The organism is Paraglaciecola sp. G1-13 (assembly GCF_055809255.1).
The window spans coordinates 2309088-2335503 of record NZ_CM147903.1 but is presented as its reverse complement, the minus strand read 5'-3'; the positions used below and the strand labels follow the sequence as shown (position 1 = coordinate 2335503).

Genomic DNA, 26416 nt, shown 5'->3' with positions numbered 1-26416 from the left:
ACTACCTTGGTTAAGATATAAAATAACGCAGGAATTGCTGTCATACCTGCAGTTAAATACGGTGCGATAATGCTGCCATTTGCTCGTTACCGACAGGGGAGAATGTGCGCATCAGGGCGAACACGTGCGGATGTTCGCCTGATACGAGGTGGTAGTGTTTTATGGCTCTTTTTTAGTCCCTTTTAGCTAGTTAACCGGGCCCGAGTGCGGTGACGCAGCGCGAGGCAAAATGTAGTAAAAAGAAAAATGCTGAACGTGCCTGCTGCGGGTACTGAGTTAACTTGCGCTGACGCGTTTAGAGCCGCACTGTCAATGGGCATAAAGGATTGGATATTGGCTAAGGTAAAGTCAGTGGAGCCAGAGGCAATAGCGGTCAAATTAAACGTGAGTGCACTAAAGTTTGGCTGCGTAAAATCCTCAAAGTCGATAAAAGACATCGCAACACCATACGTTTGTGCGCTGACCTCAAAAATAAATGCTCCAGTATTTGCTAAGTCACCGCCCACCGAATTAGGCGCGAAAGCAAAAAGATCAGTGTCAAATTCTATTTCAAAGCCCAGAGTACTGAACGGATCGAAATTTGTAGAGGATACGGTGACCGAAAGCGCCTCGCCTATGTTTAATTCAGGCGAACTGACATCTAGGGTAAGCAAGTTCGCTTGGCTGGGTAGGCTAAAACACAGTGCTAAAATTAACAGTAATTTTTTCATGAGATATATTCCTTATTCTTATTTTGTTTGACTAGGGTGCACAGCGGGTTCGGGTGCATGCGTTCATGAGTAGTCGTGTGTCGAGTAGGTTAACCGTACCATCGCTATTCATATCAAAAGTCAGGTCGATAGATTGCCGCATTTGAATAGCAACGATTAAGCTTTGTATGTCGTTGATATCCACGTCGCCATCTAGGTCGTAATCGCCGACCAACGCAGGGCTGACGATGTTGATACGTTGCACAGCGAGGTCTTGGGTGGCACCGTCAGTCGACTTGACGAGTACATAAAGAAAGTAAAAATCATTGGCGGGTAGTGCATCACTCGCCGCTATATTGGCGAGGGAAAACGTGACGCTGGCTGAGCCCGTTTGCTGACCAATTGCATTGGCATCTTCGAGTATGATGTCTTTAACCATAGAGTAGTCTTCTCTTAGATGGCGTAAAAAGAAACGTATACCGCCTAGCTCATCACTGACAGCGTTGCCTGTACCCATATCAAAATCGACTGAAACCACTAATGAACCGCCCACTTCGTAGTCTGTGGAGCGATATAAATTCGGCTCGCTAAATGTCAAGGAAAGCTCACTCACCTCTTGCTCGATACGAATGGGAAATACACCAGGAATGTTATATTTATCGCCGTTGGTGCTATTAAAAACAGCAAACAAATAGTAAAAATGTCCAGCAGGTAAGGCTGCGCTGGGCGTTAATTCTGCTAGTGAAAAGGTAGCGGTGGCAGCACCTACTTGTTGACCGATAGCTGAGGCATCTTCGATAATGATGTCATTGATGAGGCCAAAATTTGCGTCCAGTTCACGTAGGTAAAAGCGCACGCCGCCTTGCTCACTCGTCACTGTATTTCCATCGCCCGCCTGATAATGTGCTGTTACAGTAAGTTGTTGGTCTGTTTTGTAGATTGTATCGCGATATTTACGCGCATCATCCAGTGTTAACGACGGGCTTGTGTCAATATTGCCTGCTTCAATACTAACCGGGAAAGCACTTGTTGATTGAGTTTCCCCGTTACTAGAGACCACCCTAACAAATAAAAAATAGAACTCGCCATCAGGGAGGTCTGCACTGGCTTGTAAATTGGCGGGTAGGGCTAATTCGACGCTAGATGTACCACGTTGAGTATTGACCGCGTGACCATCTTGCACAATAGCAACATCAGATATTAAGCCAAAACTAGGGGTTAAATGACGCAGTCTGTATTCGACCCCGCCAAGTGCTGCCGTCACAGTATGGCCCGTACCAGCATCATACTCAGTGGTGACGTGCATAGCCTCACCTGCGGTATATACCGTGCTTGCGTACATGCTTTGATCATCGAATGTGATCGACGTAGGAGAGGGCAACTCAACCTCGATGTCTACCTGAGCAATAAAGCTGCCCTCTTCAGTGGTTGCAGTGATCCTCGCTTCCCCCTGCATTAAGGCACTCACCAAACCTGTTTGCGTTACAGTAGCCACCTCGGGCGCACTGGATTGCAAAAAATAATTTTGGTTGGTGGCAAAGTACGGGGTGATAGTGGGGTTTAGTTGTAGTGTGCGTCCCACCGCGACCACAGCCGATGTGGGCTCAATAGTGATCCCCTTTACAGGGCCAGCACTGGGGCGGACATCTGATGTGAAGCTAAACACTTTAAGGTTCACGCTGGCAATATGTCCCCCATCATCGCCAAAGGTCACATCTATTTCGTTATTAGTGCGCAAAAGGTCAATGGGGACGGGAAATTCGATAACACCAAAAAAGTCGCCTCGGGTGTTCTGAATATCCCCAGAAATTTGTGCTGAAGCTGTTAAGGTTTCCCCATTAACAGCGATAGTTGGTGCGAGAGACTCGCCTAACTTGCGCCCAACAACAATGCGCAATATGCCTTCACCGAGCGCGCTTGTAGCAACCGAATTAATATTAAAGCGACTGACTTGATTGGCTGAAATGGGTTTTAAATATTCAGTGGCAAAATACTTTTTCTCTTGTGATGTTTCGTTGATGACGATGTCTGAAGGGTAATCGTATTCGATTACCATAGTCGCTTCAGCAGCAATCGTGACTTCTTGGATATCTGACGCATGACTTGTTTCATCAAGCGCGGGGGCTGCGCCTTTGAGATACAGATGCTTAATGCGTGTTGTGGGCTGACTTGACGCAGGCGCGCCGTACTTGTGCACAACAATTTTTTCCGCTTGTTCAGTAAGATTACTGATCAGCACATATGCTTTGTCATTTTGTACATAGCTATCAATAAGGAAATCACTGTTAGTGGAAAAGGTATCAACGCGAGTGCCTTTTACATCAGACCATAGCTGATAAAATTTGACCATTTCAGTAAATACCCAGTCTTCACCGGTTTCATTCGGTGCTTCCTTTTGTTGACGAAGTAATCGCCAATTGTAGGGCGTACCGTCTGCTGCCGTGCCCCACAGCGCTTTGATGGGGACAAAGGGAATAGAGGTTAAGACGGAATCGGGACGACTGAGAAATTGCATTAACATGGGGCTAGCGGTTTTAAGAAACCACCAATCGCGTAATGCAGACCAAGGCGCATTTTCCATGGGTCTATTTCGGCCGCCATATTCTGAAATAACGTGAGGTTTGGTTTCACCTAAAGCGAGTAGCGAATATTGATCTATCATGTCTAATGTTGCTTCGAGTCGACTACCTTTAAAACGATTGTCGTCTTCAAGATCATAAAAATGGGTTGAATACACATCCATATGGCTGCCACTGGTATCAATAAATAGCTTCATTCTTTCTTCCCAGCGAGCAAACTCTCTTTGCTCAAATATAGGGAATGCCACCGTAAAGCCACCAATTTTTATATGGGTGTTGTGTTGTCGAAAAGCATCGGCAACGTCGTTATGAAAGGTAAAAATATCGATTGGCGGGATGGGCTGCTCTAATCCGAGTTCATGTGGCGCATCCGTTACCTGATAAAGAGGTTCGTTAAGCACCTCAAAGTAAACGGGCGCTAGGTGTCCCTTTGTCACGGGATCACCTGCAGAACGGAAAAACTCGTTAACATATTGTCCAAGGAAATCACCTACCGCGTCGCCACCTTTTGCTTGCCAAGCGCTTCCACCGCAACAAGGTGAAGTGTTACCTAGATAATGCGCTCTGGGTTGGCCGCCTATCATCAAGTCTCCTCGGCCATCGTATTGATGTAAAGCAGACTTGTTTTGTCCCCAATTGGTTTCGCGCTGAGCTTGACCACGAGCGATGATATTCTGCGGATCTGCATAACCTATGTTGGCTGGGTCCTCAATGGCTTGGTTAAAATTCCAAACGGTGCCACCGTTATCTCGACCAAAATAAACGTCTAACTCTTCCATCATATACTTAAGTTTGTCTTCTTCACCCTGCCAATCATTATCGTTTAGAGTGGAATGCAGTTTTATATGGTTTTTGCGCTCAAATTCAGATTTACCTTCAACTGAATGTTTGACATTCAAATTAACAACTACCTCTGTCGTTGCGTGTATGTATGTTGGTATCGCGACCAAACTCGACGTTACAAGCAACCACGGAATGACTTTTAACATAGTGCGTTCCTATTATGTATGTGGTGGTTTTACAGGCTCAACTAACTCGCTTAAAACTGAATCGACACGTAAATTGGGTTAGTTGCGGGCAATAGATTATATTACTTGGTTAACAAAGTGTAATTAATTGTTAACAAAATGATTGATATTTTACTTGAAGGGTTTTCTCATACGGGCTTCTTGACCGTGATTGTTTCATTGCTATGGAGATGAATACGTATGTAGGGCGCTATGCGGGGTAAGGGATGGCAGGTATGATTTGTGACTAATTTGTTAATTTACCTGTATTGGACACTATCCTTATGCGTTTACCGTTGTCATACATGCTCTCATATTCTTTTACTCGCGCGTGGAGTGTGCCTCTTGTAGTGCTTACTAGTAGTTTATTTGCCTGTTCGCATGAGTCGGGTAAGCGAGATGAAAACGTTCAAGATAAGGGGGACGTCGCAGTGGCGAACATGACGCACGAGCACGTGAAGCCAGTGGTGTACCAAGTGTTTACCCGGTTATTTGGCAATACCAATACCACCAATAAACCATGGGGCACCATTGAAGAAAACGGCGTTGGGAAATTCAGTGATTTTACCGATGAAGCCCTGCAAGGCATAAAAGAACTCGGCGTCAGTCATATTTGGTATACGGGCGTACCCCATCACGATGTGATCACCGATTATAGCGAGTACGGTATTTCAAATGACGATCCCGATGTGGTTAAAGGCAGAGCGGGCTCGCCATATGCTGTGAAGGATTATTACACGGTTAACCCAGATTTGGCAGATGACCCAGCAAACCGGTTGGCAGAATTCGAGGCACTGATAAAGCGCACGCATAAAAACGGCATGAAAGTCATCATTGATATTGTGCCTAACCACGTGGCAAGAAATTATCAATCGCTGGCAAAACCTGATGGTATGAGTGATTTCGGTGAAAAGGATGATGTAAGTCTTGAATATGCGCGAGATAACAACTTTTATTATGTCGTTGGGCAAGATTTCATGGTGCCAAAAGCCCCTCAAGGATATCAACCTTTAGGCGGGGAACCCCACCCGTTAGCTGACGGGGAATTTAAAGAATCACCCGCAAAGTGGACGGGCAATGGTTCACGCAAAGCACAACCTGATGCCAATGATTGGTATGAAACAGTGAAAGTGAATTACGGCGTTAAGCCTGATGGAAGCTATGATTTCGCTGTGCTACCAGCCCAATATGCCGACAAAACGCCCGATGAACATGTGGTGTTCTGGGCAAATAAGAGTGTGCCGGACTCATGGATTAAATTTCGTGATATTACCCAGTACTGGTTGGCAAAAGGTGTAGATGGGTTTCGATATGATATGGCGGAAATGGTGCCAGTGGCGTTTTGGAGTTACCTAAATTCGCACATTAAACACACCAATCCGGAGGCATTTTTACTGGCTGAAGTGTACGATCCGACTAAGTATCGAGACTATATTACTCAGGGAAAAATGGACTTCTTGTACGATAAAGTCGGCTTTTATGACAGTTTAAAAGGGGTCATGCAAGGTCAATTACCCGCTTCTGTTATTACAAAAGCGCATTCAGAAGTAGCGGATATAGAGATGCATATGCTGCACTTTTTGGAAAATCATGATGAGCAGCGCATCGCTAGCCCTCAGTTTGCTGGCAGCAGTGAATTAGGAAAGCCGGCATTAGTCGTATCAGCCTTAATAAGCCGCGCGCCGACACTCATTTATTTTGGCCAAGAAGTGGGGGAAGATGGCAGTGAAAATATGGGCTTTGGTTCAGCCTCTCGCACCACCATTTTTGATTATGCTGGCGTTCCAGCGCATCAACGCTGGATGAACCAAGGAAAATTCGACGGTGCGATGTTAGCCCCAAGCGAAAAAGCCCTCCGGGATTACTATCGCCGGGTGTTACGTATCTCAGCAAGCCAAAGCGCGATGGCGGGGCACTATGCGGACTTGCATTCAGTTAATCTTAATCAGAACAGCGATAATAATGGAGTAACTTACAGCGAGTCTATTTACGCATTTAGTCGCTTCAATGACGAGCAAAAAATTGTGGTAGTCAGTAACTTTAGTCAAGCGGGTAAACAGTTCGAATTAGTGATCCCCGAAAGCTTAATTTCTCAATGGGGGCTACCTGATGGCGAATATACGATGTTCGATTTACTCAGTGAGCAAAAAATGAATATTAACGTGGAAAATCAAAAAGGTCGTATATCAATGACGCTAGGATCGTTACAATCTGTGGTACTGAACCTCGTGAAGTAAAACACGCAGGTAGAATTTTTGATAACGACATTGTAAAGGCAGGATAAATGCGGAATTGGATAGCGAGTTTGAGTCGTCTGTTGTTTTTAGTGATGGGTATGGTGTTCACGTTATTCGTACTATCTGGTTGCGGCGAAGTTATTCAGCGCCCGACGTCGGCCGCGTCGAATGTATCTGTATTACCTTATCCGTTTTTAATACCTGAACTGGATCGCCAAAGAACTGTTCGCCTTTATCTACCGCCGAATTATGAGCATGAAACTCAGTCATACCCTGTTATTTACATGCATGACGGCCAGAACCTGTTTGATAATGCCACGGCTTACGCTGAAGAATGGGGGGTGGATGAAAGTCTAAACGCGCTGGCTAAAACATCGGGACGAAAATTTATCGTTGTTGCCATCGATAACGGCGGTGATTTTCGGATGAATGAGCTTAGTCCATGGGCCAATAAACGCTTTGGGGAAGCACAAGGAAAAGCATATATGCAATTGATTGTGGATGTAGTGAAACCTTATATCGACAACAACTATCGCACTAAAGCCGATGTAAAAAACACCGCGATGATGGGCAGCTCAATGGGCGGCTTAATCACCCACTACGCCATACACAATTACCCAGATGTGTTCGGCAAAGCCGCTATTTTTTCTCCCTCCTATTGGTATTCGCAAGATGTGTTCAGTGATACCAGGCTACATAGAAGCAAAGATTCCGCTCGTCTATACGTGTTATACGGCAGTAATGAGGGCGACGGGATGATTGCTGATACAGACAAAATGCAGCGATTGATTAAAGAGCAGGGTCACCCTCGTGAAAACATGCAATTCGTATCCATCGCTGGTGGGCAACACAATGAACAACTTTGGGGTGATTCATTTACCGATGCGATTGAATGGCTGTTTGAGATACATTAGGCTTGTTATTAATTGGGAGTTGCCTAATCGACACCTATATTGAAGATACATGTTATTGCTGCAATGCATTAGCAATGAGCACATTAAAGAGAATTCGCACCTACTTATGATAAAAATACACATTTCAACTGGACGAAAAATAATGATGCGGTTATTTGGACTTAGCCTGATTTTATTGGCATTTACGGCGGCAAGTAGTGAGTATCAATCACACGAATTGAATGGCCAAGTACTGCATATTCAAACTGATGAAGGGCAACTTAGCATTACGGCACTGGCCAGTGATTCTTTTGAAGTCTTTTATCAACCCAAAGGCATTAAACAGCTCCCATCATTTGCGATCGATGGGGTCGCAAAGCAAACAGAATTGACGATATCAGATGATGCATCACGCCTTACGCTAAGCGCACCTGGTATTCGTGCACAAATAGATAAATCGCCCCTGCGGATCCGCTATTTTCGTGATGACAAACTACTGTTAGCTGAGCAACAAGGCTTGTTCATTGACACTGACAAGCGAGGTTTTAGTTTCGATTTGCAAGAAAATGAAAAATTACTTGGTGGGGGTGAGCGCATAGTGGGGATGGATCGTCGCGGTCAGCGCTTTCCTCTTTATAACAAAGCGCATTACGGCTACACCACTGAGTCAAATCAGATGTATTTCGGTTTATCCGCTGTTATGTCGAGTAATAAATACGTGTTGATATTCGACAACTCTGCCCGCGGGGAAATGGATTTAGGTGCTAGCAACAGCGATGAAATGCGCTTTGAAGCGATAGGTGGGCGTACCAGTTACATTGTCGTTGCAGGAAAAACCTACCCATCGTTAATTAAAAATTTCGTCACTGTGACGGGGAAGCAGCCTTTGCCGCCTAGATGGGCATTAGGCAGTTTCGCCTCGCGCTTTGGCTATCGTAGTGAGCAAGAAGTGCGAGATACGGTAAAACAATACCAAGAATCCGGATTTCCGTTGGATGCACTCGTGCTTGATCTATATTGGTTCGGAGCGGATATCAAAGGCCATATGGGTAATTTGAGTTGGGACGAAAAGACCTTTCCTACGCCAGTCAAGATGATCAGTGATCTGCGTAAAGAAGGTGTAAAAACAGTCGTGATAACTGAGCCTTTTATTCTGTCTTCGTCTAAAAACTGGCAAGAGGCAGTCACACACAATGCCTTGGTAAAAGATCCTGAAGGTCATCCTTATCAATTCGATTTTTACTTTGGCAATACCGGTCTAATTGATGTGTTCGATAACGACGCCCGTGATTGGTTTAACCAAACCTACACAGCGTTGTACAAACAGGGTGTAGCGGGTTGGTGGGGAGATTTAGGTGAGCCAGAGGTGCACCCAGCAGATGCTCTGCATAACCTCAATGGAATGTTGGCAACCGGTGACGAAGTGCATAACGCTTATGGGCATAAGTGGGCAGAACAAGTTTATCAACAGCAAGTATCGTTAGCGCCGAACACCAGACCCTTTATCATGATGCGCTCAGGTTTTGTTGGCTCACAGCGTTACGGCATGATCCCCTGGACAGGTGATGTCAGTCGCTCTTGGGATGGCTTGAAACCGCAAGTTGAATTATCACTGCAAATGGGCTTGCTAGGCTTGGGGTACACTCACTCTGATTTAGGGGGATTTGCAGGAGGCGACGTATTCGATCCCCAAATGTATATTCGCTGGTTGCAATACGGTATTTTTCAACCTGTTTTTAGACCCCACGCACAAGACAATATTGCCCCAGAACCGGTGTTTCATAAAGGCAAAACCAAGGATATTCTTCGTACCTATGTAGAGTTGCGTTACGCCATGATGCCGTACAATTACTCTTTGGCATTTGAGAACAGTTTGACCGGTATGCCCTTGATGCGTCCGATGTTTTTTGAAAACGAAAATGACATATCGCTCATCGATTTAAAGGATCAATATTTTTGGGGAGATGCGTTATTGGTTAAACCTATCACTCAAGCAAATCTGAACGAGGTCAGCATCACCTTACCCAAAGGAGCTTGGTTCAATTTTTGGAGTGACGAGCGCTATGAGGGTGATCAAACGATAACCATGCCTACTGACATTAAGTTGCTGCCTGTTTTGGCTAGAGGTGGGGCTATTATCCCTATGACGTTACCCGTACTGAGTACAGATAATTATTCAACCAAAACACTCGACTTACATTATTACGCGGATAAAAGCGCGTTAACGTCCACGTCCGTTATGTACAACGATGACGGTAAAAACCCTCACGCTATTCGCGATAAGGCATTTGAAACGTTGACGTTCGCAGCCAAGCGTCAAGGTGACGAGAGCAAACCCGATTCTTTAGTGTTTGAACTTAAACGCACAGGAGAATTCAAAGGCATGCCGGGAAGCAGGATGGTGTCACTTTGGATCCATAATTGGCCGCAAGATATTAATCAAGTGCTGGTGGGTGACAAACAATTACCACAGATTAAAGACAAAACGACGTTTTTAAACGCAAACCGTGGGACCCGTTGGGACAGTGAAACCAACACGCTTGAGGTGAAATTTGGATGGGACGCAGATACTTCAGTTCAGGTGTTTTAATCTTCAAATAACACGCTGGTAGCCATCGCATGGTGGCTAAATACATAGTGAAAATTTTATCTTTTATTATTCACATCAGTTGGTTGCATCACTATTACGCATCATTTAAATTGGTGCTTTACGTCATACTGCGTTATTTTCAATCACGCTGAAATCAACAATGAGACGTTGTAGGCGATTAATTTGATATAGGCTGAGTATTTGAATTACAGATTGGTAGTGTGGTTAATAGCAAGCTTAATGATGTTTCAGGTTTCGAGCGCTGAGCACAAGCCTATATTGACAGCCTGTGGACATCACGATTATGCGCCATGGAATTGGCTTGAGGACGATAAGATTGTCGGTGTATGTGCTCGGGTCGCAACTGAACTTTTTGGTGCACTCGGATACGATGTTGACCTTACTTACGTAGGCCCATGGAAGCGTTGCCAACAAATGATAGAGAAAGGAGAGGTTGATCTTAATATCTGTTCTTTCAAAAATTCACATCGTGAAGAATATTCAGTGTTTTCCTCTGAGCCAATGGCAATGAATGAAAATGCTATGTTTGTCAATAAAGACAATTACTTTGACTTTAACGGCCTAGAAACGCTTAAAGGCAAATTAATAGGCTTAGTCCGTGGTGTAAGCCTAGGCAATGAGTTAGATGATTATTTAGCTAACAATAGCCACGTCATTCGTGTCAAAAATCATCAAGCATTGTTATCGATGTTGAAACTTAACAGAATTGACGCAGTGATACTTGGTCGTCAATCTGGACGACACTTGCTTAATCTGTATGATCTTAATAGTGAAATTGTCGACTCACCTAATGGATTACTGAAAGGCGATCTGTACTTTTCCTTTTCAAAAAAATCACCTCATACCGGCTTACTAATTGATGTAAATGAAACACTAAAGTCTGATAAGTACAGGGTATGGCTGGCAAGCCTATTGGAACGGTATTCCCAAAGGCATAAAGAATATAAACAGAACAATATGTTACAGATTAACCCGCTTGGGACACTGCGAGATTAAACTAAGCAGCATAGGTCATTGAAAAAATAGCTATGTACGTCTTTAAATACCTATCGGCGCTGGTTTGGATGGCAAATGTTGTTATATTGTTGCCCTAAGCTAGGGCATAGATAAAGAATTCGAAAATGGGAAAATTAATCATTTTAGCGGCTGTGCTGTTTGCCGCTCTTCAATATATTGGGGAGCCAGAAGCACAATCGAATACTTCGCAATCAGAACAAGCGCAAAAACCTACGCGACAATCTCCCGTGGAAATGCGGGCTAACCAAATACCCAAAGTATCAGCATCACCAGCAAGAAAACCGGCACCCATGATAATGAATTTTCGTTGTGATGGTCGCCAATATTGCGGACAAATGACATCTCGCGCTGAAGCTGAATATTTTTTACAGCATTGTCCAGATACAAGAATGGACGGCGATGATGACGGAATACCGTGTGAAAATGACACCCGCTTTTAGGCTAGCGTTTAGTAAATATTCCGAATAATGTACTGTTTGTAATTCGAACTGCTCGTTTTCGTACCAATTATAGTGCCTAATTCTTCAAGTAATTCGATAACCTTATTAAAAATAGGTGATTGAAAAATATACAACCTTTGATGATGTAACGCACGAGTTATTAGGTGGACCAAAATGGACCTATTCGTGGTCAAAATGGCTGAGTTCATAAAAGTAGAAATGGACACCGACGCCGCCCATGATTTTCAACACGTTAAGCGGGTTGTTCTAAATGCGAAACAGTTATGTGAAGCGGAAAAGGCTGACGAGTGGGTTGTTATGCCCGCGGTGTGGTTACATGATTGTGTGACTTTGCCAAAGGATCATCCTGAGAGAGCGTCAAGTTCACGCTTAGCGGCGGATAAAGCGGTGACCTTCTTATCCGAAATTGGCTACCCAAAAACGCATTTTGACCATATTCATCACGCTATTGTTGCACATAGCTACAGTGCTAACGTCGCACCTAAAAGCTTAGAAGCTTGCGCGGTGCAAGACGCTGACAGACTAGACGCCATTGGTGCGATAGGTGTTGCAAGATGTTTGCAAGTGGGCACCTCGATACAGCGCGATTTATACGAGCCTGATGATCCTTTTGCTTTGTATAGAGATATCGATGATTCACAGTTTACTCTTGATCATTTTTTTCAAAAATTGCTCAGGATAGAGGAAATGCTTCACACCGAGGAAGCGAAAAGAGAAGGGCGGATCAGAACTGATTTCATGCATCACTATTTACGTCAATTGCGTCACGAAATTGGTTTACTGCGGCGGTAAAAGCAGAGCCAAGCACTTTGTAGTATAGTTTTGTTACCCTATCTGGTGTGCTTCATGATTAACTTCGTACGTGGTTCCAAGTTGGAACACACTCATTTATCGTTAAAGTATGTCAGGACATTCTAAAAGGAGCTTTAGTATGTGTCAGTTGTTCATTGAGGCAGAATCAGAACAATGGTTGAGTAGAACTAAGTCATTGCGCATAGAAGGTGTTGTGACCTCAATTCGATTAGAAAATTTCTTTTGGGATGTGTTAGCTGAAATTGCCTTTCGTGATGATATGTCGGTTAATCAGCTCATCACCAAGCTTTATTTTGAATCACAAGAAGCAGAGTTAGATTTGAGTAACTTTACTTCCTTTTTGCGGGTGTGTTGCAGTCGATATTTATCCTTGGTCGCGGATGGCGAACTAACTCGCTGTGAAAAAACACCTATGAAAAAAGAGGGTATAGATATGCTGCTTAGCCAGGAAAATCAGCGTACTTTAGCAAGACGTCGATGCTTTACCCGAGAGCCTTCCGTATAGCCTGTATAAACATTCCCTATCATATGCGATGTTACTCAACTGAGTAACATCGACGACTTTTTAGCACGTCAAGGTTCCATTCCTCACAGTCAAGATAAGCTGACAATAGAGTATTGATCTAAATTTGAATAATTTGGTCTCTCTCTGACACTGCTCAGCAAATACTTTATGATACTACGCATTGTCACTGACCGTGTTTAGATAAAAATCTGTAAGGTAATTCATGAATCAAGAGCTCACATATCACATCGGTAGACCCGGTATTCCTTGGACACAATCTGAAAAAGACCAATGGTTAACGCAACAAACCATTAAGCGAAGCTATCAAAATGAAGTGGTTGTTCATATTGACAGCCTTCGCTCTCAATTCAATGTGGAGCAATACGGCACGCTGGATTACGAAAGCGGCCCTTACGCACTCTATGCTATTACCAGCAAAGAATTCGACCTCAATAAACCAACTGTATTAGTCACCGGAGGAGTGCACGGTTATGAGACAAGTGGTGTTCAAGGGGCATTGCGTTTTGCTATGCGCCACGGGATTGATTATTTAACGGACTTTAACCTTATCATCGCTCCCTGTATCAGCCCGTGGGGATACGAAACAATCAATCGTTGGAACCCAATGGCGATAGATCCAAATCGCTCATTTGTACCCCAAAGTATGTCACCAGAAGCGGCTCAAATCATGGCGTATGTGAGCAATCTCGGCCTAACGATCCACGCTCATATTGATTTACATGAGACGACTGACACTGATAACAGCGAGTTTAGACCAGCCCTTGGTGCAAGAGACGGAGTTGTGCAAGATATATGGCAAATTCCTGATGGCTTTTACACCGTCGGCGATACCCAAAATCCGCAAGATGCATTTCAACGTGCGGTGGTGAAAAGTGTTGAGCAAGTCACGCATATCGCGTTGCCTGATAGCGAAGGTAAATTGATCGGTGCACCTATGACGCAACACGGGGTCATTAACTATGCACTGAAAGATTTAGGCTTATGTGCTGGGTTTTCTAATGCACGCTACACTACAACCACTGAGGTCTATCCTGATAGCGAAACGGCTACGCCGGAAGAGTGCGTTCTGGCCCAAGTCGCTGCAGTAATAGGCGCATTAGATTACTTGCGTCAACAAGGCTGATAACGCCAATAGATGAACAAGGCGTAACAGCGTTGTTCATCTCGATAGGCTAGGTTTGGGCGTAATGCCTACTCTAAGAAACTGGCGTCTTGCGCTAACAACATCGAATATAAAGGCTGGAAATTGCCCCAAGTCACGAGCTCAGAGCCGTTGGCTGCTTTGGTCTTACGGGCAATATCTGGATTTATTAAGGTCAATGGCCCCGCAGCTTGTGCCAGTAACTGGCTTTGACAACAGCTATCCATCAAAATAAAGTTTGCCACAGCTGCATCAACCGATGAGCCCACTGTGATAAGACCATGATTTTGTAGAATAACCGCGCTGTGCTCGCCTAGCGATTCTGCAATCATATCGCCTTCCTCTTTTTCAGCCACTACACCTGTGAACGTGGCAAAAATACCGTGATTTTCAAAGAACATGCACGCGTCTTGAGAAATTGGCAGCAGAGGTTGGCCTAATGAAGAAAATGCTCTGCCATACTTAGTGTGCGCGTGAGCAACCGCATTCACATCAGGCCGAGCCATATGGAGACGAGAATGTATTGCAAACGCAGCATTATTGACGGCATGTTCACCATCAATAATGTTTCCTAGATGATCAATACGCACTAAATCAGACGCCTTAATCATCGAAAAATGAATACCTAGAGGGTTGACCCAAAACGTATCAGGCTCTATGAAGTCGCGCAGGGTAATATGGCCAGCTAAACCTTCATCAAAATGATGTAGCGCAAACGCTCTAAAACCCGCGGCTAAGCGTTGTTTTTCGTATTCACGTTGTTCAAATCTATCACTAAACGAGGGCGGCATCGGAATTTTAAATTTACCTGCGCCAATAGCCATGTGTTTCGCATCTTGTTGAATCTTGTTGCTCACGTCCTACTCCAATTTGGATGATTTGACACCAGTCTAATAACTAATAGAATAAATACGAATGATGTTATTTTATTCCAAAGTATGAATATGTTGCATAGTAAAATTGATTTAAATTTATTTCTTATTCTTGTCGCGGTTTACCAAGAAGGCTCAATTACTGGAGCAGGTAAACGACTCCATCTCAGTCAACCCGCGGTGAGTCATGCACTTTCAAGGCTCAGAGATAAATATCAGGATCCGCTATTCGTGCGCCACGGACGCAAAATGATCGCCACTCAACTGTGCCAAACGATTATGCCCAGGGTACTTAGCTCGGTGGCAGAGCTAGAGTCCACTTTGCACGACATTGGCGACTTTGACGTCCATCAATATCAGCGCGAAATGAAGTTTGGTTTTAGGGATATCCTTGAGTCTATATTCTTTCCTGAATTGGCCACTGATCTGATGGCTAACACTCCAAATATTACAGTGCACAGCCGCCAAGTGAGCCGTCTAGACATGGAGGCTGCTCTTGAAAGCCAAGCTCTCGACATCGTAATCGATGTGCTTACACCAACCAGTGATGATATTCAGCACACATTGATTTGTGATGAACATTTTTCGTTAATATGCCGCAAAGGCCACCCCATTTTATCTGATATGAGCTTGGCTAATTACATTAAGGCTGAGCATGCGTTAGTGACCTTAAAAGACTCTGCGGTCAATACCGTAGATATGGCACTGGCTAAACATGCTGTTGCGCGCAAGTTTGCTTTAAAATGTGAACATTACTTTGCTGCAACCAGTGTCATCAGTCGCTGTGACATGTTGCTCACCATGCCCAACGCCTATGCGCGATTACTAAAACAACAAATGCCCGTTGAGGTCGTTCCTTTGCCGTTCGAGGTACCCATTTTGCCTGTACACATGTACTGGCATAAGCAAGCGGTGCACGACCCACTGAATAGTTGGATGCGGCAGAAGCTACTGGCTATTGCTAAACGCGTTATTCCCCCGCCATCTTAGGGCTCTTAAAGAAGTAAGCGCCTTGCAACAATGTACGTCTTGGACGTTCCACTAATAATCGATGAGCGTAACTCAATACAGAAACATCGTTCGTTTGGGCGAAAGTGCAAATGTGTATTAACGTGTTGACCAATAAGGACAATGACTTTTTTCATCAGTGCCTGGAAAGCCTATTTTATGTTTACTTTGTGACGTGCGGTCCATGATGTGATGGGATCCAAATTTTATTCGCAGCAGGAGGAGTGAGATTGATGAATAGATATTTAATCAAGCAAGCGGGTCTGCTCGATGCCTCTTTGTTGGCGAAAGTGGCGAATGTTTTGTTTCATTTTTGACGTGTAATTTTCAGTTATAGCCCGATTAAGTTCATTAAGTGCTGTATTGGTTGATATAGTTGTGAATCGAAACAGAATTTCCTGTATATTTCGCCATCGTTTTTTAACCCATCACGCAAATTCAACATTCAGACGTTACGATATGATAAATAACGTCATGGCAACTATTTACACAGATAGCATGTAAACAAGTTGCGTCTATGTTTTTGTCTGCCAGAAAGAGAAATTAGCATGAACTTTTCATCATTAGATTTAGCGCCAGAATTGCAACAAGCCATTGATGCTTGCGGCTATAAAAAAATGACCCCAATCCAGCAGCAAGCCATTGTGGTTGCTCGCCGCGGTCGTGACGTGTTAGCCAGTGCGCAAACAGGTACGGGTAAAACAGCTGCGTTTGCTGTGCCTATTTTACAGCAAATGTTAAACAAGCCTAAAAAGACGACACCGGGTACACCCAGAGCGCTTATTTTAACGCCGACCCGAGAGCTTGCCGAACAGCTAGCAACCAATATTGCGAACTACGCGAAATTCACTGATATCTCAGTCACGGCTCTTTATGGCGGCGTAAAATTAGGTGGCCAAGCCAGTAAATTAAAAGCTGGTGTGGACATTGTTATTTCGACTCCTGGGCGATTATTGGAGCACATGACGTTGAAAAATGTCGAATTGGCTAACGTTGAATTTGTGGTCCTCGATGAAGCCGACCGTATGTTGGACATGGGCTTTATCGCCGATGTACGTCAAATGCTGGCGCAAATCACCTCTGCTCACCAAACATTGTTATTTTCAGCGACCATTTCCCCTACCGTGAACGAGCTTGCTCATAAGCTGCTTAAAAATCACCAAGAGATTCGCGCCACGCAATTAAACAGTGCTGCGGATACCGTGCAGCATGTGATGTATCCTGTATCTGAAGAAGACAAAATTCGTTTGTTCAAGACGTTATTAGCTGAGCAAAACTGGTATCAGGTATTGGTCTTTACCAGTACTAAAGAGCAAGCGGATAAACTGATGGCCGCTCTTAAAACCAGTAAAATTGATGCTGCAGTTTGCCATGCTGATAAAAGCCAGGGTGCGCGCCGCCGTGCAATCGCAGATTTTAAATCAGCCAAATTACAGGTGCTTATTGCAACGGAAGTGGCGGCCCGCGGCCTAGATATTCAAGGCCTTGATTATGTAGTGAATTACAACTTACCTTACTTACCAGAAGATTACGTGCACCGTATTGGGCGTACAGGTCGCGCTGGGCAGCAGGGCAATGCTATTTCATTTGTGAGCCGTGAAGAAGAGCGCACAGTAGAGAGGATAGAGCGTTTAATTAACGGCAAAATCAAACGTATTTCACGCCCTGACTTTGCATTTAGTAGCCGCGAATCTTTACTTAAAACGGTGCGCAAACACAGTAAAAACAGCCGTACTAACAAAGCATCGCAAACCGTCATTCGTATGGATAAAAGCGCTACTAAGGCAAAGCCAAAAGCAAAACCTAAGGCAAAACGAACGAGTAAATAAGCGTCCTAAATGTAGAACAAAGCGTGGCCTTAGTTAAGGGCAATATTTAAAAAAAGAGTTGCTCCTAGAGCAACTCTTTTTTTGTGTTGGCAAAACTTAACTAGGGGGCCGGTTCATCTTTGTCGTTTACTGTGGTAGGGGTGTCAGGTTTTGCTTCTCGCCCACGAAAGCCGGATATGATGCAAGCGATAACCACACACCCGAACGATATATTTAACGCGACAAGCACCGTCTGTAATAGAGCTGGGTACTGCTGCGGCACGATTTGCGCATCGCCAATGTAATGGTGCACCAACAAATTCACCATGCTCATGCCAACAAGGTTACCTATGGTCCTAGCTAAATTTAATGATGCCGACGCCACGCCCAACTCGGTACTGTGCACAGCGCCCATAATGGCGTTGTTATTAGGGGTAGAGAACAAACCAAAACCAATACCAACAAGCAGCAATGAGCTGCCGATATACCAAGCTTGGGTATCAATATCCATTCGACTTAAAATAAAGAAGCCACACGCCACAATAGCGCAACCTGTGGTCGCGAGTAATCTGGGCTGAACCTTATCTGATAGTTTACCCGACAGTGGCGCTAAAAATGCCATGGCCATTGCCTGCAATAAGATAATTTGCCCAGATTCAGACGGGCTAAATCCTTTCACATATTGCAGATACAAGCTGAGCAAGAAGGTTAGGGGATAGTTACTGGCATACATCAATAGTGACGTGGCCAAAGACATAGAGAATACTCGGCTTTCCTTAAACATCTGTACCCGTATCAGCGGTTGATCCCGTTTTGACTGATGAACCACGAACCAGACCATAAAAATCAATGCTATACCCAGCAATAAAAAGCCCAAAACGGAGGGTAATTGGCTTAACCCAAATACGAGACATGTGGCAGCAATAATGAAAATCCCCGAGCCTCGCCAATCAAATTTCGCTTTACGTTCGTTTTTCCATTCCCCATGCATACGCATTTTGATGAGTACCAGCAACATAACGACTAAAGGCACTTGAAATAAAAATACTGAACGCCACCCCCATAACTCTGTGAGCCAGCCGCCAACCGCTGGGGCGACAGTTAATCCTATGTATACGCAGGCTGCCGCTATTCCTAGCGCGAAACCGCGTCTTTCTGCTGGGGTAACCGAGGTCAAAATGGCCACACCGGTACCGAATATCATCGCCGCGGCTGCGCCTTGCATGAATCGCCAAAACAATAACCATTCAATATTAAATGCCAAAGCGCACATGGTGGACGAAATAACATTAAGCACCAGACCATAGCTATAAATGCGCTTGCGCCCGTAATTATCCGCCAGCTTGCCAAAAGGCAGCATCAACGCGACATTCGCCAGTAAAAAGATAGTGGGCAGCCAACTGACCATTTTGGCGTTGGCTTGAAGCTCAGCGGCAAGATCCGGGATCGCAATATTGACAGACGCCATGCCCAAAGGACCAATAAATGAGCCTGCACAGACTACAATAAGCGCTACCGTAGTCAGTGGCAGTTTTGATAAAGAAGGAAATAGAGAAGCCATATACACCGATAGTAGCGAGAAGAATGGGTATAATACTCATTGCAGTGATGACTTTCACTGCTCAAGCTATAAATAATCGACTTTTAGCAAATACCGACTTGAGGTAATTTAAAAATCAGGGTTGCAGCTAAACTCAAGCCATTGATTGGATACCGGGTGAAACAAACCCAAATATTGAGCATGTAAGTGTAAACGACGGGCTTGAGTACCGTACAAATCGTCCCCCACAATCGGCATGTTTAACCCGCGCTCGTGGGCGCAATGAACACGTAATTGGTGTGTTCGTCCTGTTCTGGGGTGCAGATATACCTTGGTTTGCTGAGTTTTGTGGCGCCGTTCAATCACTTGCCAAGTGGTATGGGCTGGTTTGCCGGTTTTGTCACATACGCACTGTCTGGGCCTGTCATAAAAATCACCTGCTAGCGGCAAAGTAACAACGCCGTTTTCATCAGTCACAATGCCATCAATAAGGGCCATATAGCGTTTACTGACTTGCCGGCTGATAAACTGTTTTTGTAGCACCTTGTGGGCAGCAGTACTTAACGCAATGACCATCAAACCTGATGTGGACATATCCAAGCGATGCACTATTAAAGAGCCTGTGGCATGGGGCAGCATTGCTTTGATGCGGGTATAAACAGAATCACTGATATGCTTACCCGGTACAGATAACAACTGAGCCGGTTTATTGATGATAAGCATTTCATGATCTTGGTAAATGATCTCTATTTGCTCGCCGTCAGCTGCGTTTTTCAATAGCTGATTTTCTTCTACTGTTAACCCCTCAAGCATGTGGTTCAAAATGGGTTGGCATTTTCCAATACATGCAGGATAAAACTGCTTGTGTTTGCGTACTTGTGATTTAGGCGAAGCCCCCCACCAAAACTCTGCCATGGCAACAGGCGTTAAATTATGGCTATAAGCATAATGCAGCAGTTTTGGGGCGGCACATTCACCCGCACCAGCAGGAGGCGTGCGCATAACGGTGTCACTGAATATTGCGGCCAACGATTTGTTATCCCCAAGCGCATTTAAAAATTGGTACTGCTCGAAAAGACGCTGTTGTAGCTGTGCTGAAAGTGTTTTACGTTGTTTCTTTAGGGATTGTATTTGTCGTTCAAATTTATCGAGGGAATCTTTAGCCGAGGCTATCGTGCTAGATAGATCTTTTTTGTGTTGGGTAAATTCAAGCTTTTCTTCAATGCTTTGGGCTGCTAAGGACTTAAACAGCGACTCAAGCTCAGCGTTTTCTGGCTCAGCAGTGGCATTGTCTCGTAGCGCTTTTCGTTTAGCGCGATTAGCAACGACGCGTAAACGCTTTTGTTCAATTTCAGCAAGGCAATTCGCTTGGGTATGGGCAAAGTTGTCTTTGGCAAGCTGGTATGCAGAGTCTTGCAAAATAACATCAAGCTCGGCTGTTATCTGCTTGATCATGTGCTGCTCATCATGAAAAAAACTATCGCTTGCCAGCATATCAAACACAGGAGGTACAAACTTGGGTAAGTGATTTTGCTCAGCTAACTTGCCGGAAAAAGCACTTAAATAGCCCAACTCGCCGACACTGTTTTTGACCAACAATACTCCGAACATTTTGCCAATAATCAATGCAGGGTCGTCACTTAAACCGAAATTATGATACCAGTCTGTTTGCGTCAGTATATGCTGTTGCAGCTCTTTTGCTGCAAGCTGACACAACGCGTGAGGCTGGTAGTAAAATGGAAACGTAAACTTTTCAGGTAGCGTAGAGGACAAAATATCTGCGGAAACATCAGCAGAAAACGTCGTAAAGCAAGAGGGTTGATTAGATGTCATTGGCTATAGTGTGTCGTATAGATCGATTTAGCATTGGGGTGAAAGAGCGTAAAGTTTATCATACCCATCGCTTTTACTTTAGTGACAATGAAGCATTTATACGAGGTTAAGTGCTTTTAATATTGAGCTGCTAGAATCGCAAGCATCTGCTTTTTTTGCATAGCTTATGGCTCGATAAAAAATGCTCAGTAAAGAGCAGCCCTTCCTAGTTTATCCGCCTTCGCATGCTGTATTATCAGTGTGTTTGCAACAGCGCCTCAGTGGCCTTTAATAATAACAATAAGGAAATCGTATGAATATGTTTGAAACCGCGTGTCTGCTAGTGGGTAGGTTACTACTTGGCTTATATTTTATAGCGCCAGGCCTGCAAAAAATAGTAAGTTTTGACGCCATGAGTCAGTACATGGAGCATCATAACGTTCCGCTTGTGACGCCGCTTTTACTGCTTACCATTGTCATACAATTAACCGCTGGGCTGGCGATTATTATCGGTTTTAAAGGCCGATTTGCGGCATTTTTATTAGCCGGCTTAACGCTGATTATTAGTCTATTTATGCATAATTTTTGGAACTTACCCGAGGGCGGCAATATTGCTCATGAAACGCAGAACTTTGTAAAAAATATGGCCATTATGGCGGGATTGCTGATATTGGCCGCACGGGGTACTGGCCAAATGAGCGTGGATAACCGTCAGAAATAGTTAGGTAGTGGTGCGGTCTACTTTGACTTAGGTTGATAACGTGCATGTAGCACCAATAAAAACTGGTTTAGGTGTATTGTATCGTGATACATTTTAGGTGTGTGTTTTCATATTACTAATACGAGGTGACCATATGGAAAATGAACCTAACTCGCGCCAAGGGATACAAGTGATCTCTCGTGCTGCTAACATCTTGCGAACGCTTGAGGGTCACCCTGAAGGGTTGAGTCTTAGTGCTATCGCCAAGAACGTCAAACTTGCGCGTTCAACCGTGCAGCGTATCGTTAATTCACTGGCTTCTGAAGGTTTTTTAATTGCAGCAAGTCCTACCTCTCGCGTGCGCTTAGGGCCGGGGCTCGTGTCTTTGGGCTCTGCGGCGAAAGCAGATATTGACAGAGTACTCATACCTCACATGAAGAACTTGTCAGATGAAGTAGGGGAGACAGTGGATTTATCTGTGCAAGACGCTGAAAACATGATCTTTATTGATCAGGTCACCACTGATACCCACCAATTACGCGCGGTCTCTGCGGTAGGGCATGCCTTTTCGATCTACAGCTGCGCCAATGGCAAAGCGATGCTTGCCACCATGAGTGACGAAGAAGTTATGGCTTTTGTTGACGCTCACCCTATTAAAGCCTTGACCCATTCAACCATCACTAGCACCGAACAGTTGCTCACTGAAATCGCCAGTATTCGCAAGAATGGTGTAGCGTTTGATAAGGAGGAACACTGTGAAGGGGTGTGCGCAATTGGTGTGGCGATTGAAGATCCTTATGGGCGCAATATTGCGATTTCCATTCCGGTTCCCACTGTGCGTTTTAATCGTAACAAAAAGCAACTTGCTAAACAGCTGCGTGAATATAAAACCACCATTGAGTTAGCGTTAGGTAAAGGCGCCATGTAATTGGTTACAGCATTTACGATTAAAAAGGGCGCCATAGCAATATGGCGCCCTTTTTACGAAGTGTGTCCCATCCAGAAATAGGGTGGCGTTATTTTTTGTATTTAACGTAGCCACTTAACGCGATAGCGCCATATGCGAACATCATAAAGACCACGCCAGCCATCCAGAATGTTGATAGTTTTTCTAAACGACTATGTCAGTGTGAAATACGAGTGGTCTGATAATACCGTTGTTTACAGCACTTATGGGTAGGGAGCAAGACAGGGGGCGAGAGTTTTTAGCGGACCGCCGGCGGCACCCATAGGTGCTATTTTAGGTGCGCCTACGGGCGATCAAGGTATTACCTCGGAAACATTGAATACGCAGCGTACGATTAAACTGCAAATGAGCTACCATTTCTTTTAATCGCTACTGAATGTTAAATTCCAAAAGGTATTTAAAGCCGATTTTTAAGGGACTAATAAAGCGCTATTTTATTTACTTGCATTAAAACTCATAACACCCAATATTAATGACTGGTATTGGGTGTTTTTTTATACTTATCAATTTAGGGGTTACGTCTTTTTATTTAATAACTAGAATGCAATTTTATAGATTAAAATTTGAGTTTTATTCACTCATTCACTATTTTTAATGCAGGATAAATTAATTTATACGTTGTAAAGGTTTAAATGTTTTCGTAAACGAATAAAGGATTAGTTATGGAAAACGTCGTAAATCAGATAACCCCCCTCTTTTCTTTCAAATTATCAAAATTTGCGCTGGCTTTTTGGCTAAGTTCATCGTCAATGACTTATGCTGCACAGAATATTGAGGGTGATGATACATCTGTCAATCAATACAAAACTGAGCTTGAACGGCAGCGGGTTTTATTAACCAAGCAAGGTGAGAAAATAGAAGCACTGACGCGCATGGTGAATGCCCTTATGGCGAATAGTCAGGCAACGGGGTCGGATGAAAACTCAAATAAAAACCCGAACAAAGGTACATCACACAATGTAGCTGGTACTAATACATCAACATCGAAACCTAAGCAGACTAAACCAACGCAATCAACAACCTCTAACGTGGCGCAAAACAAGCCCGTTGGTCAAGCTCCGCCTAAGTCACCAAATGTGATTGACGCGAGCGCCATTCCTGAATTGGGAGATACCTTTAGCGGTGTGTTATCCGGTAAAGGCACACTCGTCTTAGAGCCTTCTTTTGGCTACTCATATACCGATAATAATCGGGTTTTCTTAGATGCTTTTTCTTTCATACCAGCATTAGTGGTGGGCCTTATTGATCTGCGCGAAATTAAACGACACAGCTTTATTGGCAGTATTTCAGCCCGTTATGGGATCACCGAGCGCTGGGAAGTCGATTTGAAAGTGCCTTATCTCGCGCGAAGTGATAGCCAGCGGTCACGCCCTGTCAGTGTCGGGGTAAGTGAAGATGAGATCTTTAACGCTGACGGCCATGGGCTAGGGGATATTGAGGTGTCGACCCGTTATCAACTCAATAACCCAAAAGATGGAGGGCCCATTTTTGTCGCAAACCTTGTGGCGACTATTCCTACCGGTACCAGCCCATTTGAAGTTGAATTTATGCAATCGACCCCCGGCGCGGTATTTCCCACAGAGCTGCCAACAGGCTCGGGGTATGTGAGTATTCAACCTAGCGTTACTGCTATTTATGCGACTGATCCCGGCGTATTTTTTGGAAATTTAAGTTATGGATACAACATGGACACAGAAGAGGAGGTGGGTAATGTTGACCCAGGTGACAGCGCGGGGATCAGCTTCGGCCTTGGGGTGTCGTTGAATGAACGGGCGTCCATGAGTCTGAGTTATTCTCATAAGCATGTGTTGAAATCAAAGATCAACGATATAAAAATAGACGGGAGCCAACTCGATATTGGCCAGTTAATTATAGGCTACTCGTTTCGATATTCGCCCTCAACCAACGTCAGTCTGTCATTGGCGATCGGTGTGACGGATGATGCACAAGATACGCGTTTGAACTTCAGACTGCCGGTGACGTTTTAGTGACTAACGTTCAAGTACTCACGCAATAACCAGCTAAATATAATAAGTTTTTGGCCGCATCGTGTTCTGGCAAACTGTCGATTGATATATGGCTTATTAATACATCACTAGGCTACATCCTTTGAATCCACTTATGACTTAGGTTCTACTGGTGCGCTATGGCGTTAAAATACGTGTTATATAATTGGTCTTGGGAAAAGGCTTGTTTTGCATGTTCTAGATTCTTTATTGTGATATCGATATTGGTTATTGCGGATAACGTTTGGTTATCTAATGTGTTCTGTAAAACGGTATTAAATGAATTGGTAGGCAAAATGGATTGCAAAGAAAATTGGTCTTTGCTTAGTAAAGCAAAGTCTTGCGGGGTTTGAAAATAGGAATGACTGGCCAGTTCGCCGTTTCTGAATATGCTTTTTTGAAAATTTAAATCCACCACCACGCCATTACCGAGCACAAAGCCTGCGCGCAACTCTGCCAACGCACTTTCTGCAACGGGCTCCCACTGAGTATGCTCAGTAAATTTGTTAGCAGAAAGGGCGTGAGTACTGTAGGTGCAGGTTGCCATTAAAAGTACGCTAATAGCGCTAATGCGAGTGGTTAAGGTGCGAACGGCTGCTGGCATATTCATAAATGAGTCCTTCACTTAAAAGTCGACGCTGGATGGCTGCAATACGTTAAATAGCCCTAGGCTGGCATGGTCGATGGCCAACCCTAAGTTTGCCCTAACGAGATGATCGTTTTGTTGATCGTTCTTGTAATGATTAACGGCTATGTCCTTTTGGTCTTGTATTACAAACACAATTCGGCCTCCCCACATCTGTTGAAAAGCATCTATTTTTATCGACTTAATACCTACTGCTGGATCACCCACTAGTACCTCGGAGTCATTACTGCCTTTGATGATCACGAAGTGCATGTAACCGTTGTTATTAATAATCGTGATGGCAGGAAGCTGCGCACTGGCTAGTTGTTCGAGGGTGATTTTGAAACCATTTGCGTTATAGCCTCGACGAGTCAGATAGTGTTTCATATCGAGTAGAGAGAACCCTTGATGCTTAATTTTTTCTTTATTGCCATGTGCGAACATGTCTTTAAACACGCTTAATTCATTCACTTGGTCATCGTAATGAAACGATAATAAGCTTGCTAACGTGGCCGAGCCGCAGCTAAAGTCATATTGTTGCTTGTAAATGGTTTTAAAGCGTAGCTCGGCAATACTGGAAACTTTAATCGAAAATTGGCCGTTAAAATCGACTAGGCCGCCCCAAGCGGGGGAAGTGGTCAATAACAGTAACAAACAAAGTAAAAGTCTCATGTGTACACCTATTCATCCGTTAATTAGGGGTAATGGTCACTGTGATAATGGTAGAGTCCTGAATAATGACGTTGTTACCGGTATTTTGAATAATAGAAAAAACGCCCGCCGCTTCATTGAACGAGCCGCGATCAATTGTGTTATTTCCGGTCACACTATTTGAATTGTAATTGTTGGTCAGTACAGCCTCTAAGTGGCTGTTGTTGGTCACATCCATCACACCACCCATACCACGTTCTTGCTCTAAATCTTCGAGCAACACGGGTGGCATTTCATCTATATTTGGTTGTGCAGTTACACAAAAAGACACCGATAAAAATAACGGTAACAAAGATGATACGCAGGTAACTCTCGATAAAATCTTCATGGCTAGTATCCTTATTAATAGGTTACTGGCGCTGCCGCCAGTAACCTATTTATCCTTGAAATGAA

At 44.1% G+C, this 26416-nt stretch carries 21 protein-coding genes; 13 read left to right on the top strand and 8 right to left on the bottom strand.

The features are described 5' to 3' along the window. Positions 1–182: 182 nt before the first annotated feature. Together AC0L6N_RS09710 and AC0L6N_RS09705 are read right to left on the bottom strand one after the other, a co-directional pair. Positions 183–710, bottom strand: coding sequence for a hypothetical protein (locus AC0L6N_RS09710; RefSeq protein WP_473480907.1), 528 nt, complete (start codon positions 708–710; stop codon positions 183–185). A gap of 31 nt (positions 711–741) precedes the next feature. Continuing rightward, positions 742–4257 carry an Ig-like domain-containing protein gene (locus AC0L6N_RS09705; protein ID WP_473480905.1) on the bottom strand — a complete coding sequence of 1172 codons (3516 nt, stop codon included), beginning with the start codon at positions 4255–4257 and terminating at the stop codon, positions 742–744. A 323-nt stretch (positions 4258–4580) separates the two neighbouring features. Here AC0L6N_RS09705 and AC0L6N_RS09700 point away from each other — a divergent pair, with 323 nt between their 5' ends. From AC0L6N_RS09700 to AC0L6N_RS09665, 8 genes are all read left to right on the top strand, one after another. Beyond that, positions 4581–6512, top strand: coding sequence for an alpha-amylase family glycosyl hydrolase (locus tag AC0L6N_RS09700; protein WP_473480903.1), 1932 nt, complete (start codon positions 4581–4583; stop codon positions 6510–6512). A gap of 47 nt (positions 6513–6559) precedes the next feature. After that, entirely contained in the window at positions 6560–7426 is an 867-nt protein-coding gene (locus AC0L6N_RS09695) for an alpha/beta hydrolase (protein WP_473480901.1), read from the top strand. A 106-nt stretch (positions 7427–7532) separates the two neighbouring features. Then, positions 7533–9995 (top strand): glycoside hydrolase family 31 protein, encoded by a 2463-nt coding sequence (locus AC0L6N_RS09690; RefSeq protein WP_473480899.1) that lies wholly within the window; start codon positions 7533–7535, stop codon positions 9993–9995. A 240-nt stretch (positions 9996–10235) separates the two neighbouring features. Beyond that, complete coding sequence (locus tag AC0L6N_RS09685) at positions 10236–11012, top strand: substrate-binding periplasmic protein (protein WP_473480897.1); 777 nt, start codon at positions 10236–10238, stop codon at positions 11010–11012. A 125-nt stretch (positions 11013–11137) separates the two neighbouring features. Then, a complete protein-coding gene (locus tag AC0L6N_RS09680; RefSeq protein WP_011575134.1) occupies positions 11138–11473 on the top strand; it encodes an excalibur calcium-binding domain-containing protein in 336 nt (111 codons plus the stop codon). Between the two features lie 174 nt (positions 11474–11647). After that, positions 11648–12286: an HD domain-containing protein gene (locus tag AC0L6N_RS09675; RefSeq protein WP_473480895.1), complete on the top strand. Its 639-nt coding sequence runs from the start codon at positions 11648–11650 to the stop codon at positions 12284–12286. A 139-nt stretch (positions 12287–12425) separates the two neighbouring features. After that, complete coding sequence (locus AC0L6N_RS09670) at positions 12426–12812, top strand: ribbon-helix-helix domain-containing protein (protein ID WP_011575132.1); 387 nt, start codon at positions 12426–12428, stop codon at positions 12810–12812. 223 nt (positions 12813–13035) lie between these two features. After that, a complete protein-coding gene (locus AC0L6N_RS09665; protein WP_011575131.1) occupies positions 13036–13956 on the top strand; it encodes a M14 family metallopeptidase in 921 nt (306 codons plus the stop codon). A 68-nt stretch (positions 13957–14024) separates the two neighbouring features. Here AC0L6N_RS09665 and AC0L6N_RS09660 read toward each other — a convergent pair whose 3' ends face one another. Further along, positions 14025–14831, bottom strand: coding sequence for a class II aldolase/adducin family protein (locus AC0L6N_RS09660; protein WP_473480893.1), 807 nt, complete (start codon positions 14829–14831; stop codon positions 14025–14027). Positions 14832–14918: 87 nt separating this feature from the next. Between AC0L6N_RS09660 and AC0L6N_RS09655 the strand changes: the two genes are divergently transcribed. Together AC0L6N_RS09655 and AC0L6N_RS09650 are read left to right on the top strand one after the other, a co-directional pair. Next, the gene (locus tag AC0L6N_RS09655) at positions 14919–15836 is read left to right on the top strand and encodes a LysR family transcriptional regulator (RefSeq protein WP_473480891.1); all 918 of its coding nucleotides are present in this window, start codon (positions 14919–14921) and stop codon (positions 15834–15836) included. A 566-nt stretch (positions 15837–16402) separates the two neighbouring features. Next, complete coding sequence (locus tag AC0L6N_RS09650; protein WP_473480889.1) at positions 16403–17683, top strand: DEAD/DEAH box helicase; 1281 nt, start codon at positions 16403–16405, stop codon at positions 17681–17683. A gap of 100 nt (positions 17684–17783) precedes the next feature. Here AC0L6N_RS09650 and AC0L6N_RS09645 read toward each other — a convergent pair whose 3' ends face one another. Beyond that, positions 17784–19223: an MFS transporter gene (locus AC0L6N_RS09645; RefSeq protein WP_473480887.1), complete on the bottom strand. Its 1440-nt coding sequence runs from the start codon at positions 19221–19223 to the stop codon at positions 17784–17786. A gap of 108 nt (positions 19224–19331) precedes the next feature. Beyond that, positions 19332–21035, bottom strand: coding sequence for an RluA family pseudouridine synthase (locus AC0L6N_RS09640; RefSeq protein ID WP_473480885.1), 1704 nt, complete (start codon positions 21033–21035; stop codon positions 19332–19334). Positions 21036–21327: 292 nt separating this feature from the next. On the opposite strand from AC0L6N_RS09640, the gene AC0L6N_RS09635 reads away from it, so the two are divergent. From AC0L6N_RS09635 to AC0L6N_RS09625, 3 genes are all read left to right on the top strand, one after another. Further along, entirely contained in the window at positions 21328–21735 is a 408-nt protein-coding gene (locus AC0L6N_RS09635; protein WP_011575125.1) for a DoxX family protein, read from the top strand. Between the two features lie 133 nt (positions 21736–21868). Continuing rightward, a complete protein-coding gene (locus tag AC0L6N_RS09630; RefSeq protein WP_473480883.1) occupies positions 21869–22642 on the top strand; it encodes an IclR family transcriptional regulator in 774 nt (257 codons plus the stop codon). Between the two features lie 701 nt (positions 22643–23343). Next, a complete protein-coding gene (locus tag AC0L6N_RS09625; protein ID WP_473480881.1) occupies positions 23344–24669 on the top strand; it encodes a transporter in 1326 nt (441 codons plus the stop codon). A 145-nt stretch (positions 24670–24814) separates the two neighbouring features. On the opposite strand, the gene AC0L6N_RS09620 is transcribed toward AC0L6N_RS09625, so the two are convergent. Genes AC0L6N_RS09620 through AC0L6N_RS09610 form a run of 3 tightly spaced genes read right to left on the bottom strand, consistent with a single transcriptional unit; the run spans position 24815 to position 26351 of the window. After that, entirely contained in the window at positions 24815–25297 is a 483-nt protein-coding gene (locus AC0L6N_RS09620; protein ID WP_473480879.1) for a hypothetical protein, read from the bottom strand. 15 nt (positions 25298–25312) lie between these two features. Next, positions 25313–25984, bottom strand: a complete 672-nt coding sequence (locus tag AC0L6N_RS09615) for a C39 family peptidase (protein ID WP_473480877.1) — start codon at positions 25982–25984, stop codon at positions 25313–25315. A gap of 19 nt (positions 25985–26003) precedes the next feature. After that, positions 26004–26351, bottom strand: a complete 348-nt coding sequence (locus tag AC0L6N_RS09610; protein ID WP_473480875.1) for a hypothetical protein — start codon at positions 26349–26351, stop codon at positions 26004–26006. Positions 26352–26416 lie beyond the last annotated feature (65 nt).

Coding starts and splice junctions, on each gene's coding strand:
- AC0L6N_RS09685 (WP_473480897.1), top strand. CDS start 10,236: ATGATGTTTCAGGTTTCGAGCGCTGAGCACAAGCCTATATTGACAGCC.
- AC0L6N_RS09700 (WP_473480903.1), top strand. CDS start 4,581: ATGCTCTCATATTCTTTTACTCGCGCGTGGAGTGTGCCTCTTGTAGTG.
- AC0L6N_RS09615 (WP_473480877.1), bottom strand. CDS start 25,984: ATGAGACTTTTACTTTGTTTGTTACTGTTATTGACCACTTCCCCCGCT.
- AC0L6N_RS09705 (WP_473480905.1), bottom strand. CDS start 4,257: ATGTTAAAAGTCATTCCGTGGTTGCTTGTAACGTCGAGTTTGGTCGCG.
- AC0L6N_RS09620 (WP_473480879.1), bottom strand. CDS start 25,297: ATGAATATGCCAGCAGCCGTTCGCACCTTAACCACTCGCATTAGCGCT.
- AC0L6N_RS09650 (WP_473480889.1), top strand. CDS start 16,403: ATGAACTTTTCATCATTAGATTTAGCGCCAGAATTGCAACAAGCCATT.
- AC0L6N_RS09630 (WP_473480883.1), top strand. CDS start 21,869: ATGGAAAATGAACCTAACTCGCGCCAAGGGATACAAGTGATCTCTCGT.
- AC0L6N_RS09665 (WP_011575131.1), top strand. CDS start 13,036: ATGAATCAAGAGCTCACATATCACATCGGTAGACCCGGTATTCCTTGG.
- AC0L6N_RS09710 (WP_473480907.1), bottom strand. CDS start 710: ATGAAAAAATTACTGTTAATTTTAGCACTGTGTTTTAGCCTACCCAGC.
- AC0L6N_RS09640 (WP_473480885.1), bottom strand. CDS start 21,035: ATGACATCTAATCAACCCTCTTGCTTTACGACGTTTTCTGCTGATGTT.
- AC0L6N_RS09680 (WP_011575134.1), top strand. CDS start 11,138: ATGGGAAAATTAATCATTTTAGCGGCTGTGCTGTTTGCCGCTCTTCAA.
- AC0L6N_RS09645 (WP_473480887.1), bottom strand. CDS start 19,223: ATGGCTTCTCTATTTCCTTCTTTATCAAAACTGCCACTGACTACGGTA.
- AC0L6N_RS09675 (WP_473480895.1), top strand. CDS start 11,648: ATGGACCTATTCGTGGTCAAAATGGCTGAGTTCATAAAAGTAGAAATG.
- AC0L6N_RS09610 (WP_473480875.1), bottom strand. CDS start 26,351: ATGAAGATTTTATCGAGAGTTACCTGCGTATCATCTTTGTTACCGTTA.
- AC0L6N_RS09655 (WP_473480891.1), top strand. CDS start 14,919: ATGTTGCATAGTAAAATTGATTTAAATTTATTTCTTATTCTTGTCGCG.
- AC0L6N_RS09670 (WP_011575132.1), top strand. CDS start 12,426: ATGTGTCAGTTGTTCATTGAGGCAGAATCAGAACAATGGTTGAGTAGA.
- AC0L6N_RS09625 (WP_473480881.1), top strand. CDS start 23,344: ATGGAAAACGTCGTAAATCAGATAACCCCCCTCTTTTCTTTCAAATTA.
- AC0L6N_RS09695 (WP_473480901.1), top strand. CDS start 6,560: ATGCGGAATTGGATAGCGAGTTTGAGTCGTCTGTTGTTTTTAGTGATG.
- AC0L6N_RS09690 (WP_473480899.1), top strand. CDS start 7,533: ATGATAAAAATACACATTTCAACTGGACGAAAAATAATGATGCGGTTA.
- AC0L6N_RS09635 (WP_011575125.1), top strand. CDS start 21,328: ATGAATATGTTTGAAACCGCGTGTCTGCTAGTGGGTAGGTTACTACTT.